The sequence below is a fragment of the Pantoea osteomyelitidis genome, assembly GCF_044342975.1.
GTDB lineage: Bacteria > Pseudomonadota > Gammaproteobacteria > Enterobacterales > Enterobacteriaceae > Pantoea > Pantoea osteomyelitidis.
The window spans coordinates 65,153-81,944 of sequence record NZ_JBGFSN010000002.1 but is presented as its reverse complement, the minus strand read 5'-3'; the positions used below and the strand labels follow the sequence as shown (position 1 = coordinate 81,944).

Sequence of the window (16,792 nt, the reverse complement as noted above, 5' to 3'; positions counted from 1 at the left end):
GAGAGATACCGATGCATCCGATGCTCAACATTGCCGTGCGCGCCGCGCGCAAGGCCGGAAATTTAATTGCCAAAAACTACGAAACCCCGGACGCCGTCGAAGCGAGCCAGAAAGGCAGCAACGACTTCGTTACTAATGTTGACCGCGACGCAGAACGCCTGATTATCGAAGTAATTCGTAAATCTTACCCGCAGCACACGATTATCACCGAAGAAAGCGGTGAACTGCCGGGCGAAGATCAGGATATTCAATGGGTTATCGATCCGCTGGATGGCACCACCAACTTTATCAAACGTCTGCCCCATTTCGCCGTTTCTATCGCTGTGCGCATCAAAGGCCGCACCGAAGTGGCGGTGGTTTACGATCCTATGCGTAACGAACTCTTTACCGCCGCGCGCGGTCAGGGCGCACAGCTGAATGGTTATCGTCTGCGCGGCAGCAACGCCCGCGATCTTGATGGTACTGTTCTCGCCACCGGTTTCCCGTTCAAAGCCAAACAGCATTCCGCTGCCTATATCAACCTGGTCAGCAAGCTGTTCATCCAGTGCGCCGATTTCCGTCGTACCGGCTCTGCAGCGCTGGATCTCGCCTATGTGGCGGCGGGTCGCGTAGATGGCTACTTCGAGATCGGTCTGAAGCCGTGGGATTTTGCTGGCGGCGAACTGCTGGTGCGTGAGGCGGGCGGTCTGGTGACTGATTTTACCGGCGGCCACGGCTACATGCATTCAGGCAACCTGGTGGCAGGTAATCCGCGCGTGGTGAAAGCCATGCTGGCGAACATGCGTGATGAACTGAGCGAAGCGCTGAAGCGCTAAGTTGCAGGCAAAGAAAAAGGCGGATTGCTCCGCCTTTTTTTATTGCCGCAGTTTAACTTAACGGCGCTCGTTAGTGAGTACCTGACGCGGCTGAGTACGACGTCCCACCATACCCATCACACCGGCCAGAATCGCTTCGATAATCATCATAAAGAAGGCGAACCAGCTGGCTTTTGCGGTAGCCGCCGCAGCCTGATCGGCAGCTTCACGCGCTTTCTGCTCTGCCTGCTGTTTCAGCTGCTGATATTTTTGCATCGCCTGCTGATAGCTTTGCTCGGTCTGCGTTACGATCTGTTCCACTTCCTGATCGCTTTTTCCGGTACGCGCTTTGATGATATTTTTCAATGCGTCACGGTCAACCGCCTGTAAAGTATCGGCGTGACGATTCATTACGCCGCTGATCCATTTTGTTAAATCAGTATCAGCAGTTTGTGGATGACTGGCGGTATTTTGCGCCTGATTTTGCGCATTATTCGCTTCGTTATTTACATCATTCTGTAAATTCTGCGGCTGCAATTCCGGCTTGCCGGTTTGACGCAGCGTCGTTTCCAGTTCATTTTGTAAATCATCCAGATTAATATTATTTTCCTGCAGTTTATCTTTCGCCATTTGCGTTACGCTTGGCGCGGCTGCGGAAATACCACTGCCGATAGCCTGAAAGCCCGTGCCTAACACATTCATGGTGCCGCTGACCACACTGCTGATCAAAGATACCGCCAGCCAGATAGTAATCAGCGTACTGATACCAAACATTAACAGGCCGTGCAGCGCGCCTTCCCGCTGGGCCAAACGCCCGGCGATGTAGCTACCTGCCGCCATCGCGATCAGCATCTCAATGCCCGTCCAGACCAGCGCGCCGGTCCCCAGGTGCTGCAGCGGATTACCTTCCTCCATTGGGTCGATTGTTGTGGCACCAATCGCAGTACCTAACAAAGTCAGTAAAATGTGCACGACGAGTGCGCAAATTACACCAGCGAATACGGCGCTCCAGGAAATACGCTTAAGCGGCAATCCGTGTGATTCTCGGGAGACGACTGTTTCAGTTGCTCCGTTATTAGTCCAGGTTTCAGGCATATTATATTCTCCTTGCAATATTCGATGACGCGTTCTTATTTATTCACCCGGTAGAGATGATGTTTCATTGGGTTATTATCATCGTAGACAGAGAACAGGACTTTCTCCAGCAAAGCGGCAAAATAGAAAAGCAGTATTCACAAAAATAATTAAAAGCGCAGCGGAAAAATCGGGATATTTAATCGCAGCGGGAAATAAGTTTGCCGCTGCGATTAAATTAGCCAAAAGCGCGGAGGCCTCCGCTTATTATGGGTTGCGCGCTTTGCCAGAGCAGCAGACCAGCCGTCATCAATGCCAGGCTGCCGATCAGCATTAACAGCGGTTTCAGCATACGCAGCCATGCGCCACGCCCGCTCTTTTGGCTCAACCGCAGCGCCAGCGCGCGTGAACGCTGCACCAACAGGCCGATAGCGGAAACAGTCAGGGCCGTGCCCGACGCCATCGCCAGTGCTGACGCCACGCCCCACAGATAAACGTCGATTACCCTGGCAAACAGCAACATCATAATGGCGCCGGAACAGGGACGTAATCCCATCGATGCCACCACTAACGCCTGGGTTCTCCAGCTTACAGCCTGCGCAACCTGATGCGCTCCCGGCACATGCGTATGCCCGCAGCCGCATTGTTCATCGTGATGATGGTCGGGCCTGAGCGTATGAATGCGTGAACCTGGCGACGAACCGGCCATCTGCCGCAGCATTCGCAGCGCACGCCAGCCAATCCATGCCCCCAGCGCCATCACCAACAGATAGCTGCCTTTTTCCAGCCAGAAGCTGCTCAGATGAAGCTGGCGTGAAGAGGTTTGCAGAATCACCAGCATCAGGGTAACCAGCGCAATCGCCACGCCCCCCTGCAACAGCGACGCCAGCAGCGTCAGCTTCAGGCTGGTTTTCAAGCGGGCGGGATGGGTCGCCAGAAAAGTGGCGATCACCACTTTGCCATGTCCCGGCCCCAGCGCATGCAGCACGCCATACACCAGGCTGAACAACATCAGCGAAAAGCCCGCCTGACCAGGCTGTGCCGCCACCTGCTGCAGTAGCTGCGTCATCTGCTGATGAAGATCTTTCTGCCACAACACGCTTTGCAGCAAAATTTGCGGCCAGAATTGCCAGAGAAGCAGCGCGCTTCCGGCCATCATCAGCGCCATCAGCCAGAGCGGCCAGAGACGGCGTCCGCGATCGGGCAGAGTGATCAATGACATGTCAGCATCACCGTTTGGGCAAACTGGCGGCCTAAATCCATCTCTTCAGGCGGCGCATCGGCTTTATCCAGCGACAGCGCATACTGCTTCAGCGAGTCATTGGGTTTTGGCGTGTGAAGGTCGAGCTGACAACGCGACTGTTGTGAGGAGGATAAAGAGAGCGCCCCGGCGTTGTCATAATACATATCGACAAAGTACGTGGGATCGAAGGTCAGGAAGCGGTAACGTTGTCCGGCCAACGGCTGCGCCTCGGCAAGCGACAGGATAAATTCCAGCACCGCTTTCGGGCCGCTGCGTGAAAGGTGATACTCTTTCGGCAGATTGAGGAATTTAACCCGCTTATCCCCATGCCAGAATTCACTGAAGTAGTGCTGGCCCAGCACATTCGCCATCACTTCTGCGGCCAGTTTTTTCCAGACTTCTGATCCAGGTTTGGCATCGCCAGCGTCATAAAGCAGATCGGCAGAGGTTATCTCATCCATAGTCCAGGTCATTTTTAATCCGGTCAGCCTGTCGCCATTTGTTATCAGCTGCGTCTGCATAGCAATAAAACTATGAGGATGTGCCAAAACTTTTGTCGTCGTCAGCAGCAGTAAAAGTAGTAAAAAAGGACGTTTCATAATGTTATAAGGTAACAATTCTCAGTTCGTGAATCCACTGGCAGTAAAAATTCTGTGACCCGCTTTAAACCTCTGAGCAAAAGTGCCGCTGCGGCAAAGGAACTGAGAAAAGAATTAGCTATTCTTAGTTCAGAAATGACCTGACGGAATCACGACGATGAGTTCTGCTCCACTTACAGCACCACTCTTCAGCCGGTCTCAGCGTCGTTGCCATCTTTTACTGCTGCTGTTTCTGCCTGCTCCCGCGCTCACGCTCGATAAGCTCTGCCAGATTAATGGCGTTGAGCCTGCCGTTGCCCGACAGGATATCGCGGATGTGGGCGACGAGATACAGCGCTATCATCAGCTGGAGCTGCATCAAATGGTTGATGGCAGTTTCCGCATCCATGGCACCGAACTGGACAGACGGCTTTGCCTGTTGCATTGGCTGCGGCGCAGCCTGCGCCTGTCCGAAGATTTTGTCTGCCGACATTTCACGCCGGCGCTGCGCCAGCGTTTAAAAGTACTGAAAATTGAAAAAGCGCTTTATGACGAAACCAATTTGCAGGCGCTGATCATGCATTGCAGCCTGCGGCTGGAACGTAACTTTACCCCGCATGACCGGCTGTTTTTGCAAATTTTCATGAAGTATGGTCTGTGCCAGCGCCAGCCGGCGCTGTTCAATGAGAGGCAGCGGCAGTGGCTGCTACAGAAAGCTGAACGCGCTGCGGCGGAGGATGTGATCCAGCACTGGCGAAAGCGATGCCATCTGGCGCCCGACGCCAGCGAAACCGACTTCTGGACGCTACTGTTCAGCATCATTCATGCGCCTGCTGCGGCGACAATCCGTCATGCCTGTGAGCTGCGCCTGATGGAAGCCATCCGGCAGCTGATCGCCCGCTTCGAATTTTTATCCGGTATGAAGTTAAATGATAAAACGGGCCTGCAGCATCAGCTTTACACCCATCTGGCGCAGGCGTTGGACCGCTGCCATTTCAGCATCGGCATTGATAACAGCCTGACGCTGGAGGTGACGCGCCTCTATCCGCGCCTGCTGCGAACCACCCGTGAAGCGCTGGAAGATTTTGAACGCGATTTCGCCATCTGTTTTTCAGCGGAAGAAACGGGCCTGATTGCCGTGATCTTTGGCGCCTGGCTGATGCAGGAAAATGCGCTGCACGAAAAGCAGGTGCTGCTGCTGACCGGGGATAACGCCCAGCTGGAACAGGATATTGAGCAGCAGCTACGGGAAATGACGCTGATGCCGATCAATATCAAATATCAGGATATTCAGGCGTTTCAGACGCACGGGGCGCCACACGAGATAGCGCTGATTATCACCCCTTACGCCACCTTGCTTCCCCTCTACTCGCCACCGCTGATCCACGCCGAGCTGCCGCTCAGCGAAAATCAGCAACAGCGCATTCGTATTCTGCTGGAGTCTTAACTTGCACGCGGACGCAGAAACAGCGCAGGCAAAGCCACAATCGCCATCACCCAGAACAGGTGTCCGTGCAGCTGGGAAAACAGCAGGCCGCAAATCATCGTCATCAACGCAATGCCGCCTCCCATCGCCAGCGCAGAGTAAATGGACTGCAACCGGATCACCTCAGCTCCCTGGCGTGATGCAATAAAGCGCATTGCGGCAAGGTGGCAAACGGTAAAGCTGCCGCAGTGCAGAATCTGCGCGACGATCAACCACGGCAGCGCCGTGGTAGCGCCCAGCAGACCCCAGCGCACCAGGGCGCAGATGCCGGAAAGCAGCAGCAGATCCCGTGCGCGCCAGCGATGAAACAGCCGGTTGCTCAGCGCAAAAATGATGATTTCCGCCACCACGCCCAGCGACCAGAGATAGCCGACCACGCTGGCGGAATAGCCCGCATCCTGCCAGTAGATGGCACTGAAGCTGTAATAGGCGGCGTGCGCGCCCTGCAACAGCGTCACGCACAGCATAAAACGCCATACCGCATTCTCCCGCAACAGCGCGCTCCAGGCTTGCCAGCCGCCCGTCGCGCTTTGCCGGGCGTTGCCCTGCGGCAGCGTGGCGGGTTGTAGCAGCATACCGGCCAGCATCGTCAGCAAGCCCAGCGACAGCAGTGCCAGAATAGCCTGAGAAGAGAAAGCGCTCACCAGCATACCGGTTAATGCTGAACTGATGACAAACGCCAGCGATCCCCAGAGCCGCACCGGTCCGTAAACCAGGCCGATCTGCTGCGTCCAGGTCGCGGCCAACGCATCACTGAGCGGCACCAGCGGCGAGAAAAAGAGGTTAAATCCCACGATAACCAGCAGCAACCAGAGCCACTGTTGTTCGAGCCAGTAACCCGCGGCAAACACGCAGGTCATCAGCGCCAGCAAACGCAGCGCCGTCACCAGCTGCGAAGGATTCCTGACCTGAGCAGCGATCAGCAGGCTGCCTGCAAAACGGGCGACCATGCCGCAGCCCAGCAGCAAGCCGATCTTTTCCGCATCCAGACCGGCGCCCTTGAGCCAGACGCTCCAGAATGGCAGATAAATGCCGTAGCAAAAAAAATAGGTGAAGTAGCCCAGACCGAGCCAGTAAGCAGAACGTATTGCCATTATCCCTCCGACAATAGTCGCGACTTCGCACAGGCAAAAAAAAGAGTGGCCTTCGCCACTCTTCTTACATCATTTCGCCTGAGCAAAAATGCAATCAGGCATAAACCGGGAAACGTGCGCAGATATCGAGCACTTTCTGCTTGATGCGTTCACTGGTGCCTTCATCATTGATGTTATCCAGCACGTCGACAATCCAGCCGGCCAGCTCGCGCACTTCCGCTTCCTTGAAGCCACGACGCGTCACTGCTGGGGTACCGATGCGGATACCTGAGGTCACGAACGGGCTTTTTGGATCGTTCGGCACGCTGTTTTTGTTCACGGTAATGTTGGCGCGGCCCAGCGCGGCGTCAGCTTCTTTACCGGTGAGATTTTTGTCTACCAGATCCAGCAGGAACAGGTGGTTATGGGTGCCGCCGGAAACCACGTTGTAGCCGCGTTCCAGGAATACTTCAACCATTGCTTTGGCATTCTTCGCCACCTGCTGCTGGTAAACCTTGAACTCCGGCTCCATCGCTTCTTTCAGCGCTACCGCTTTACCGGCAATCACATGCATCAGCGGGCCGCCCTGGCCGCCAGGGAACACTGCCGAGTTCAGTTTTTTATACAGATCTTCATCGCCGCCCTTCGCCAGGATCAGGCCGCCGCGCGGACCTGCCAGGGTTTTATGGGTGGTGGTGGTCACGATATGAGCATGCGGCACCGGATTCGGATAGACGTCAGCGGCGACCAGACCCGCAACGTGCGCCATATCGACGAACAGCCAGGCATCAACGCTGTCGGCGATTTCACGCATTTTTGCCCAGTCGCACACGCCGGAGTAGGCAGAGAAGCCGCCGATGATCATCTTCGGCTTATGAGTCTGCGCCAGCTCAGCCAGCTCGTCGTAGTTGATTTTTCCGGTTTCATCAATGCCGTAAGGCACCACATTATACAGCTTGCCGGAGAGGTTGACCGGCGAACCGTGAGTCAGGTGACCGCCGTGCGCCAGGTTCATCCCCAGAATGGTATCGCCCGGCTGCAGCAGCGCAGTATAAACGGCAAAGTTAGCCTGAGAACCCGAGTGCGGCTGCACGTTGGCGTAATCGGCGCCGAACAGTTCTTTGGCGCGATCGATCGCCAGCTGCTCAACGATATCAACATATTCACAACCGCCGTAGTAGCGTTTGCCTGGATAGCCTTCGGCGTATTTATTGGTGAGCTGTGAACCTTGCGCCTGCATAACGCGTGGGCTGGTGTAGTTTTCAGAAGCAATCAGTTCAATGTGCTCTTCCTGACGCACTTTTTCTTGCTCCATCGCCTGCCACAACTCGGCATCATAATCGGCAATGTTCATATCACGCTTTAACATCCGCATCTCCTGACTCAGCTAACTTAAACGGCAGTTTTGGCCCCGGTAAGGGCGAAGGGCAACAGTGTAAACCGTTTTGTCAGGGGACGGTAGCCGGAAAACCCTCTTTTTACGCAAACGATTGGCACCGCGGCGGCAAGGGTTTTTTACGCTTTTTTGCAACCCTCAGACGCCCGGATTTTTCTTCAGCTTCAGCTTCAGATTATTTCATTATCGTTTCTTTTCTGAGCGTTTTTATTCTGTTAAAACATCAATCACATATTTACACGCCGCAACGGTGGATATAAGATGCATTTAAAATGCAACTTTGCGCAATCTTAAGGAGAGCAACTGTGCTCGACGCCCAAACCATCGCCATTGTGAAATCCACCCTGCCCGCCATTGCTCAGGTTGGACCTCAACTCACCGCCCATTTCTATGACCGTCTGCTCAGCCACCATCCGGAACTGAAAAACGTCTTTAACATGAATAACCAGCGCAACGGCAATCAGCGTGAAGCGCTGTTTAACGCCATTTGCGCCTACGGCAGCAATCTGGAGAACCTGGCGGTGCTGCTGCCAGCGGTAGAAAAAATCGCGCAGAAGCATACCAGCCTGAATATTCAGCCTGAACAATATGCCGTGGTCGGCGAGCATCTGCTGGCGACCATCAAAGAGCTGCTCAATCCGGGCGACGAGGTGCTGGCGGCATGGGGCCGGGCCTACGGCGTGCTGGCCGATGTGTTTATCAAGCGTGAAGAGGCGATTTATCAGTCATCGGAAGCGAAACAGGGCGGCTGGCGTGGCACACGCGCGTTCCGTATCAGCGCGATCGAGTTGCAGAGCAGCGTGATCAAAAGCATCACCTTCGAGCCGTCAGATGGCGAGCCGGTGGCTGACTTTCTGCCGGGACAGTACATTGCGGTCTATCTACAGCCAGAAGGCTTCGCTAACCGGCAGATACGTCAGTATTCACTGACTCAACTGCCTGACGGCCAGCGCTATCGCATCGCGGTGAAGCGCGATGCACAGGGCACCGTCTCTGGCTGGCTGCATGACCGCGCCAAAGTGGGCGATATCCTTGAGCTGGCGGCGCCCGCAGGCGACTTCTTCCTTGAGGTGCAGCCGGAGATGCCGGTAACGCTGATTTCCGCAGGCGTCGGCTTAACGCCCATGCTGGCGATGCTGCATGCGCTGGTCAAGACGCAGCATCCCGCGCAGGTAGACTGGCTGCACGCCACCGAAACCGGCGAACAGCACGCGTTTCGTGATGAGGTTACGCAGGCGGGAAGCCAGCTAAGCCACTTTGCGCAGCATATCTGGTATCGCGAGCCGGGCGCTCAGGATGCCGGGCGCTATGATGTGCAGGGTCTGATGGATTTGGCAGCGGTTTCCGCCCAACTGCAGGAAAAGAACCGCCAGTTTTATCTCTGCGGCCCGCTGGCCTTTATGCAATTTGTTACGCGCCAGCTGCTGGATGCGGGTATCGATGCCAGCAACATCCATTATGAAGTATTTGGCCCGCATAAGGGGCTGTAAATTTATCGCCTGAAATAAAAAAGCCCGCTGCGGTCATCGCAGCGGGCTTTTTTTCTCGCGATCCTCAGATCGCCTCTTCGTCTTCTTCGCCGGTACGGATACGCACCACGCGCGCAACGTCAAACACAAAGATTTTGCCGTCGCCAATTTTGCCGGTCTGCGCAGTGCGCATGATGGTTTCCACGCAGGTATCGACGATATCATCCCCGACCACCATTTCGATTTTTACTTTAGGCAGAAAATCGACCATATATTCGGCGCCGCGATAGAGTTCAGTATGCCCTTTCTGGCGACCAAAGCCTTTTACTTCTGTCACCGTCATCCCGGTGATGCCTACTTCCGCTAACGCCTCGCGCACATCGTCGAGTTTGAATGGTTTGATAATTGCATCGATCTTTTTCATGACAGATCCTTTTCTCATTCCCTCCGTGGCCGGATGGATAACTGATAGTATAAATGCTCCCGGCGGTGTCGCAGGCTGAAGGCGCATCTTAGCGGGAAAACAGGCAAATACCCTGCTTTACGCCATTTAAGCGACCAGAAAGCGCCGCTGCGGCAGAAAGCTACTCTTTAAAATCACTGGCGTCCAGTTCATGGCGCGCCAGCAGCTTATAAAACTCGGTGCGGTTGCGTCCAGCCAGACGCGCCGCATTTGTGACATTTCCTTTGGTCATCTGTAACAGCTTGCGCAAATAGTTCAGCTCAAAGGCGTTGCGCGCCTCGACGAAGGTCGGCAGCACGCTGCTTTCCCCCGCCAGCGCCTGCTCCACCAGCGCATCGCCAATCACCGGCGACGAGGTCAACGCCACGCACTGCTCAATCACGTTAACCAGTTGACGAACGTTGCCGGGCCAGCTGGCGGCCATCAGCCGCTTCATCGCATCCACGGAAAAGCTGCGCACAAAAGGTTTGTGGCGCGCCGCCGCCTGACGCAGCAGATGATTCGCCAGTAGCGGAATATCTTCCGCGCGTTCGCGCAGCGCCGGAATCTTCAGGTTGACGACATTGAGCCGGTAGTAGAGATCTTCACGAAACTCTTTCTTCTCCATCGCCTTAGGCAGGTCGCGATGGGTGGCGGAGATGATGCGCACGTTGATCGCCAAATCCTGGTTGCTGCCCAGCAGCCGCACCTTGCGCTCCTGCAAAACGCGCAGCAGTTTGATCTGCAACGTCGGCGGCATATCGCCGATCTCATCCAGAAACAGGGTACCGCCCTCCGCAGCCTGAAACAGCCCCTCGCGGGCGCTCACCGCGCCGGTAAAGGCGCCTTTGGCATGGCCGAACAGCTCCGACTCCAGCAGCTGTTCCGGCAGGGCGCCGCAGTTGATGGCGATAAAGGGTTTGCCCGCGCGCGGACTGGCGGCGTGAATCGCCTGCGCCAGCACCTCTTTTCCGCTGCCGCTCTGCCCGTTAATCAGCACGCTGACGTCCGACTGCGCCACCATATGCGCCTGCTCCAGCAGCCGCAGCATCTGCGGGCTGCGCGTGACGATAGCTTCGCGCCAGCGTTCATCGCTGGCCGGGGCGCGCTGCGCCAGCGCCTCGTCGATCGCCTTATAGAGCGCATCCCGATCCACGGGCTTGGTAAGAAAGCTGAATACCCCCTGCTGGGTAGCGGAAACGGCATCCGGTATCGAGCCGTGCGCGGTGAGGATGATCACCGGCAGGCCCGGATTGAATTTCTGAATTTCGCCATACAGCGCCAGACCATCCATCTCATCCATGCGCAGGTCGCTGATCACCAAATCGACCTTCTCTTTGTGCAGCTGGCGCAACGCCTCCGGGCCGCTGGCCGCGGTGATCACCTGAAAACCTTCGCTGCTAAGACGCATGCTCAACAGCTTGAGCAGGCCCGGATCGTCATCCACTAACAGCAGTCGGGCAGCCTGTTTTACCATTACCGATCCTCATCTTGTACGCTGTTACCGTCCGCTGCGCCAGAGGCATCCGACGGGGCGGCATGGGAGCTATCGGGAACATCCGGCGATTTACGCGACGAGAGCTGGCGTTCAATATCGGTCAGACGCTCCAACTTACGCTGCTTATCGGCCAGATCCTGCGTCAGCTGCTGCTGCTGTCGACGCAGCGTATCCAGTTCGCCATCGCTGGTTTGTTGCAGATGCGCATAGCGCGAACGTGACTCTGAGAGATCCAGCTGGGCCGCCTGATGGCTGCGCCAAAGCTGAATCAGCGGGCGTACCGCGCCCGGAAACTCGCTGCTGTAGCTGTCCAGCGTATCGACAAACCCCCGGCGCTCGGGCGGCGTAACGTTGCCGTTCGCCAGCAGGATGCCCTGCTTAAAGGCGCTCGCCCAGCCTTCCACCGGCCAGCGATGCGCTTCCGCCCGCGCCTGTGCCGGCGACAGACGCTCGGCGCAGTCGATGGCGCGCAGCCAGTACAGGGGATTGCTCATTGCCGTGGGATTGTCCACCTGCCAGACGTCGGCGCAGGCCACGGCCAGATAATCGGGCAGTTTTACCTCAGGTTCCGGCACCGCGCTGTCCGATAACACCGGCGTCGCCACAGAGGGCTGACTACAGGCGCTAAGCAGCAAGGCACAGGCGCTCAGCGCGACAGAGATTAACGGTAATTTCATGTATCAGGCGTTCCCGGCTGTGATATTCAGTTCAATACGAAAACAGACGTCGGCCTCTTTATGGCTGACCAGCTGCAAATCGCCCTGCATGCGACGGATACAATCTTTGGCGATACTCAGCCCCAGCCCGCTGCCTTTTACCGACCCTTTGCGCTGCTGACTACCCTGATAAAAAGGTTCAAAAATCATATCCTGCTCTTCTGGCGCAACAGGCGTGCCGGTATTTGCCACCTCAACCCATATCTTTTCGCCCTTCCGCTGGCTCTGCAGCCAGATGTTACCGGATTCGCTGCCGTAGTTCACGGCGTTGGAATAGAGGTTATCGATTACGCGCATCAGCAACGCGGGTTCCGCCAGGCAATGCTTCACCGGCAGATCGACATGAGTATGCATCATCTTGGCGCGCGCCGGTAAGGCGTGCGCGCTGACCACCATATCGATAATCACTTGCAGATCGACCGGCTCAAGCTGCGTCGGGCCATCCGCCAGCTTGCGGTTGTACTCCAGCAGCTGTTCGATCAGCCTTTGCAGATGACGACTGCTGCTGTCGAGAATGGCGACCACCTCTTGCTGATCGGCATTCAGCGGGCCAGCCACCTGGTCGGCGAGCAGTTCCGTTCCCTCGCGCAGGCTGGCGAGCGGCGTTTTCAGCTCGTGCGACAGATGACGTAAAAACTCATGGCGCTGCGTCTCCAGCCAGGCGAGACGTTCGCTGAGCCAGACGATGCGTTGTCCCAGTGAACGCAGCTCGCGCGGACCACGAAACGCCACGCTCTGCCCCAGCGCGCGCCCTTCGCCGAGGCGATTAATCATACGCTCCACGCTTTTCACCGGACCGATAATCATGCGGGTAAACAGCAGCACCAGCGCCAGGCTGATCAGAAACAGAATCAGCGCCTGCCAGCCGAAAAACTGCCCGCGTTCGGCTATCTCGCGCTGTAGCTGCAGGCCACGGGAGAAAACAAACTCACGGGTCTCCTGCACCATCTGGGTATTGGTGGCGGAGAAGCGTTCCAGCGCGTCAGAAACGCTGCTTATGGGATTGCCGTTGTCACACCTGATGGGATCAAGCTGGGGTAAAAGCATTTGCAACGTTCGAAAGGCGGCCAGCTCCGGCAGTCGCGCCGCGTGGGTGGCGAGCATCTGGCTGTAGCGCATGCGCTGGGTCTGATAGAGGCGCGCCAGGGTCGCATCGCCCAGCACGCAATATTGTCGGTAGCTCCGCTCCAGCTCCAGCGCCGTGCGCGCCATCGCTTCGCTGCGCCGCACGTCGGTAAAGGTATTGCGGTTGGTATTTGCCGCCTGCTCGCTCAGCGCTGAGAGGCTTTCCCATGCCTGCCAGGCGAGCACCAGCAGCGGAAGCAGCACCAGCAGAAAAGCCATCAGCACCAGCTGACGCAGCGAACGGGGGAATAAACGCCATCTTTTCACGCGGCCGGTTCCTGTTGTAAACGCAGGCTTGATGCTAGCGAACTCCATCGCGGGATGAAAGAGGCAGAAATGAAAACGGCAGGCCCTGTGGCCTGCCGTTAACGCGACGCCTGATGCCTCGCGCAGAAAAAGGTGGTGCCTAACTCAACGTTGCGCCCGATGCTTGATAACGTTGCGAAGCAAGCGATTATCGGTTGGTGGACGGCAGGCACCGTTTTGTGCGTCATTCAGTTTTTATGAGCTCTTGTCCGCTAATGCAGGGCAATCATAAACAGGAGAATGAGCAGCACTTTTCTATAAGCAACTTCTGTGCCATTTTTATATTAAGCTTGTTTTTCAAATGCTTACTCAGAAAAATGCCATACAGGCTTGCTTTTTTTACCCTTTGGTCAGGAAAATTGTCGCCATTTTGCAACACCATAAGTAGATAAAAATATAATCCTTAACTTTCAAACAGATAAGTGTCTCCATTCAGAGACACCAAAAACCGCACAGTGTCGGCAATTGATGACATGCTGCCAGCGGACAACGAGCACTAGCGACTGCTTGAGTGCCGCGACGACCAGGGCCAGATAGAGGCGGACATAACGGCCCACCATTAGGGTAACAAGGGTCAGGCCCAGCGTTCCGCGATCATCTGTTTGGCGTGTTCGAACATTTTATCCCTGATGACCTCTTTTTGAGATTCGGCCAGCGCGGGCGCATGGATTGACGGTGCCCATAGCGTCTGTGCGCCGGGTTCGGAAACCACTGGCGCGCCATTCATGGCAATAAACAGCCGTTCAGGGTGCGCCTCTCCGGTAGCAGTCTCGTCCCGCTGTTTTACCGTAACGCCGCCCTGTACCATACCGGTACCGACCAGCTGATGATTCACAGAGACCAGCGACAGCTCGCGGCTGGTCGTCTGGCCAAAATAAATCAGCCGGTAGAGGAAGTATCCGGCCCACATTTCGCGCTGTTTTACGCCGCTTTCGCGCATAAACCATGCACGGGAGTCATGCACCTGATCGTCGAACAACGCCATAATAAGCTTCCCGGTCGGGTCGTGGGTTTCCCACCCCATTTTATCCCGGTAGAGCCGAGAGAAGAGGCGCTCACCGTTGCGCTTCATCTCCTCATACTCGGTTTTACGGTCACGGTTGCGCATCAGATACACGGCGTGGCCGGGTATGGTGTCGAGCACCAACTGTTGCCAAGAATTATGATCCCGACTCCAGCCGAAATAGTCAGCCTGAAATTCTGCGGCGGCCTCGCGGGTCTGGCGTTGCTCGGTTTTGGGATCGTAGTCGGGCAGCCCCTGTATCTCCTCCCCACCTTTGTGCATCCGGGCGCGTCGCCGCTTTCGCTATTCATCATTCCAGGCATCCTGACTCGCTTTTAACACCTGCGGGTCTTCATCATCGTGCGCCTGATGCAGATAAAACGGCTGTGTGAGGTAGGTGTTCTTGCCGTAGCGGCCAATGCGCCACGCGGTCAGCCAGCCCATTTGTTCACGCACGAGGTGCTCAAGACCGGCGGCCAGCCTGACGGGGTGATAGCCGTCAGGCTGCACCGGTGGGGTTTCAGACGGCATTCCCAGCGTGGTGCGCCATGCGTTAAACCGGGCGATCAGTTCAGGGCTGAGCTTAAACTCTTCCTCAAATCCTGAGGGAAACGTCCGAAAAGAGAGCAGCGGGGCCAGCTGTTCGGGCATGTACTCCGGCAAAATGGCGAGCGGCGCCCCGGCCTCAAAGGCGGCGGCGTACATGTCATGCAGCGGGATTTGTGAGAGCAGCAGGCTGACGTCGCAAGAGGCTTTACCCTGCTCGCCGGGCGGGTAGCCGCCGCCGAGATCGGAGTGGACGCCGGGGTAAATAACTTCCGTGGCGTACGCGGGATAGCGTCCGTCGGCGCGGCGCACAGAGTCGAGCGGGAAGCACTGACGCTGTTCGTGGGCCGAAACCAGATGCACGCAGCGTTTAACAAAGCCCGGGAAAACAGCCTCGTCCGGCAGGTGCTGGCTATTGTCAGACCAGCCCTGATGGCCGTTAAAGCCCGGCACCAGATTGGGCAGGCCAACGGACGGCACGGTATCGATAATCCCCAGAAACTCGACGGTGACGGGAGCCCGAGCAGGGTGACGGGCGGGTACTGGCCATTTTCCTGCGGGGGCGGCAGCTGGGTGAGCCAGTTGACGAAGGTTCTCGCCTCGGCCGCGCCGCGTGAAAAACCATAAACAAACAGCTTAATGCCGAGCAGCGTGGGCTTGTGGTATTTAACTTTGCCGCTCAGCGGCGAAAGCAGGTGGTTGATGACGAGGCGGCGCGGCACCTCACCCGAGAACGGCAGGTGGGCGGTCATGCTGACCAGCTCTTTTTTTGCCACCTCGTCATCGAGCTTGCCACCGCTCAGGGTGTGTATAAGCGCGTCGACCAGACGCAGCAGCGCCCAGTTGATGCGGTTTTCTCCGCCGAGCGCATTTGCCAGCCCCATGCTGTCGTAATCAAGCTCGCCAATCTTGGGGAAGGGAGTGCCGACGCCGGGCATATAGTAATTATAATAACCTCTTTCTCTGTTCTGCGGTGTGGCGTGATAGAGCTTAGCAATATTGCTTGGGTGCGGCGGCATGGCGGTGTTGGTATCGTTCTCTTCGTTATTGCCGGTGCCGTCAAAGAACAGGCTGATATGAAGACATTTGCTGCATGTATAGACCCCACGAGACCGGGCTTCTACACACTTCTGAGTATGGTAGTCGCGCTCTTCCTGCGTAAGGCATCTGTAGTTTTTTATCACGGCTTCGGGCGTCAGTTTACGACGGTCGCCTGGTTCCGGAGGAAACGGCGGCGGAGCGCTGGCGGGCTGGGTTATGAGCGTGGGCATGTGGCGGGTTCCTTCATCTTGCGGGGATATTTTATCGGGCTGTCAGGGTGGCCGGGATCGAGGCACGACTGGGTGACCTCCACCCGATCGCAGGGTAAAAAGTGGACGGTGATACCACAGGTGCCTCCGGGGCCGGGGCGGGGAATGTCCACTATCCGGATAAAGCGCTGATATTTTGCCGCATGACGGGCGTAGGCTTCAGGTTCGAACCCTGCCCCTTGTTTTACCCTGGGGATTCTTTCATGAGGATTAGGATCTGCCTCCCATTCGACACGGGCCTTGAGTCCCGGCGTCCAGGTGGCGGGGTAGGCAATGCAGCATGCGCCTCCGGATTCGCCATAGGGGTTCATGCCGGGAGCCCCTGCCCCGTTCACGGTAAACCTGTTGATGCCTTTCGCGGTGTGGTTATAAGCGCCGACGTCACCGGCCAGCATGTCATCGGGCCTCATGGCCGCGCAGCCGGTGAGCGTCAGCGTGACCAGCACCAAAAGAAGGAGAAGCCAGTTTTTTCTCTGCATTACATCAATCCCTGATGGTTAATAAACCATGATGATAGTGTGGTTTTTCGGGAAAGGGAACGGCGAATTTTTTTAAAAATCTGGATTGTGATCCTTTTCATTCTGTGAGCAGTCTCGTGCCCGGAAACGAAAAACCCGCCGAGGCGGGTTCAGCGCCGAATCAATCAGGACAGGGCTTAAAAGAACAGTTACCTGAACGGGCGCGGTAGTCGGACTAAACGGGGAGTTCGTGCATATAGTCCAGCCTGGAGCGA

Annotated in this window: 15 protein-coding genes and 1 pseudogene; 3 read left to right on the top strand and 13 right to left on the bottom strand. The window is 56.5% G+C overall.

Annotated elements, in window-relative coordinates; genetic code table 11:
• Positions 1–11 precede the first annotated feature (11 nt).
• On the top strand, positions 12–815 hold the full coding sequence (gene suhB / locus ABU178_RS01515; protein ID WP_397211288.1) for an inositol-1-monophosphatase: 804 nt from the start codon (positions 12–14) through the stop codon (positions 813–815).
• A gap of 57 nt (positions 816–872) precedes the next feature.
• Here the strand turns inward: suhB and ABU178_RS01510 are convergent, their stop codons facing one another.
• The 3 genes from ABU178_RS01510 to ABU178_RS01500 form a co-directional block, all read right to left on the bottom strand.
• The gene (locus tag ABU178_RS01510) at positions 873–1,889 is read right to left on the bottom strand and encodes a TIGR04086 family membrane protein (RefSeq protein WP_397211286.1); all 1,017 of its coding nucleotides are present in this window, start codon (positions 1,887–1,889) and stop codon (positions 873–875) included.
• A gap of 217 nt (positions 1,890–2,106) precedes the next feature.
• Positions 2,107–3,090 (bottom strand): nickel/cobalt transporter, encoded by a 984-nt coding sequence (locus ABU178_RS01505; protein WP_397211284.1) that lies wholly within the window; start codon positions 3,088–3,090, stop codon positions 2,107–2,109.
• Positions 3,081–3,710, bottom strand: coding sequence for a DUF1007 family protein (locus ABU178_RS01500; protein ID WP_397211282.1), 630 nt, complete (start codon positions 3,708–3,710; stop codon positions 3,081–3,083). Before ABU178_RS01500 ends, ABU178_RS01505 begins: the two co-directional genes overlap by 10 nt.
• 157 nt (positions 3,711–3,867) lie before the next feature.
• On the opposite strand from ABU178_RS01500, the gene csiE reads away from it, so the two are divergent.
• Positions 3,868–5,136, top strand: coding sequence for a stationary phase inducible protein CsiE (gene csiE / locus ABU178_RS01495; RefSeq protein WP_397211280.1), 1,269 nt, complete (start codon positions 3,868–3,870; stop codon positions 5,134–5,136).
• On the opposite strand, the gene ABU178_RS01490 is transcribed toward csiE, so the two are convergent.
• Positions 5,133–6,269: a 3-phenylpropionate MFS transporter gene (locus ABU178_RS01490; RefSeq protein ID WP_397211278.1), complete on the bottom strand. Its 1,137-nt coding sequence runs from the start codon at positions 6,267–6,269 to the stop codon at positions 5,133–5,135. The genes csiE and ABU178_RS01490 overlap by 4 nt on opposite strands.
• Before the next feature lie 94 nt (positions 6,270–6,363).
• A complete protein-coding gene (gene glyA, locus ABU178_RS01485) occupies positions 6,364–7,617 on the bottom strand; it encodes a serine hydroxymethyltransferase (RefSeq protein ID WP_397211276.1) in 1,254 nt (417 codons plus the stop codon).
• A 332-nt stretch (positions 7,618–7,949) separates the two neighbouring features.
• On the opposite strand from glyA, the gene hmpA reads away from it, so the two are divergent.
• Positions 7,950–9,134, top strand: a complete 1,185-nt coding sequence (gene hmpA / locus ABU178_RS01480) for an NO-inducible flavohemoprotein (protein ID WP_397211274.1) — start codon at positions 7,950–7,952, stop codon at positions 9,132–9,134.
• A gap of 64 nt (positions 9,135–9,198) precedes the next feature.
• Here hmpA and glnB read toward each other — a convergent pair whose 3' ends face one another.
• From glnB to ABU178_RS01440, 8 genes and pseudogenes are all read right to left on the bottom strand, one after another.
• Positions 9,199–9,537 (bottom strand): nitrogen regulatory protein P-II, encoded by a 339-nt coding sequence (gene glnB, locus ABU178_RS01475; RefSeq protein ID WP_397211272.1) that lies wholly within the window; start codon positions 9,535–9,537, stop codon positions 9,199–9,201.
• Between the two features lie 160 nt (positions 9,538–9,697).
• On the bottom strand, positions 9,698–11,032 hold the full coding sequence (glrR, locus tag ABU178_RS01470) for a two-component system response regulator GlrR (protein WP_397211270.1): 1,335 nt from the start codon (positions 11,030–11,032) through the stop codon (positions 9,698–9,700).
• Positions 11,032–11,730 (bottom strand): two-component system QseEF-associated lipoprotein QseG, encoded by a 699-nt coding sequence (gene qseG / locus ABU178_RS01465; RefSeq protein WP_397211269.1) that lies wholly within the window; start codon positions 11,728–11,730, stop codon positions 11,032–11,034. Before qseG ends, glrR begins: the two co-directional genes overlap by 1 nt.
• Before the next feature lie 3 nt (positions 11,731–11,733).
• Positions 11,734–13,161, bottom strand: coding sequence for a sensor histidine kinase (locus ABU178_RS01460; protein WP_397211267.1), 1,428 nt, complete (start codon positions 13,159–13,161; stop codon positions 11,734–11,736).
• A 613-nt stretch (positions 13,162–13,774) separates the two neighbouring features.
• Positions 13,775–14,485, bottom strand: a complete 711-nt coding sequence (locus ABU178_RS01455; protein ID WP_397211265.1) for a T6SS phospholipase effector Tle1-like catalytic domain-containing protein — start codon at positions 14,483–14,485, stop codon at positions 13,775–13,777.
• 21 nt (positions 14,486–14,506) lie between these two features.
• Positions 14,507–15,331 carry a T6SS phospholipase effector Tle1-like catalytic domain-containing protein gene (locus tag ABU178_RS01450; protein ID WP_397211568.1) on the bottom strand — a complete coding sequence of 275 codons (825 nt, stop codon included), beginning with the start codon at positions 15,329–15,331 and terminating at the stop codon, positions 14,507–14,509.
• A 2-nt stretch (positions 15,332–15,333) separates the two neighbouring features.
• Positions 15,334–16,020 (bottom strand): annotated as a pseudogene (locus ABU178_RS01445) (phospholipase effector Tle1 domain-containing protein); the annotation flags it as partial.
• Positions 16,005–16,538, bottom strand: coding sequence for a DUF3304 domain-containing protein (locus ABU178_RS01440; RefSeq protein ID WP_397211263.1), 534 nt, complete (start codon positions 16,536–16,538; stop codon positions 16,005–16,007). The pseudogene ABU178_RS01445 and the gene ABU178_RS01440, both read right to left, overlap by 16 nt.
• Positions 16,539–16,792: the final 254 nt, after the last annotated feature.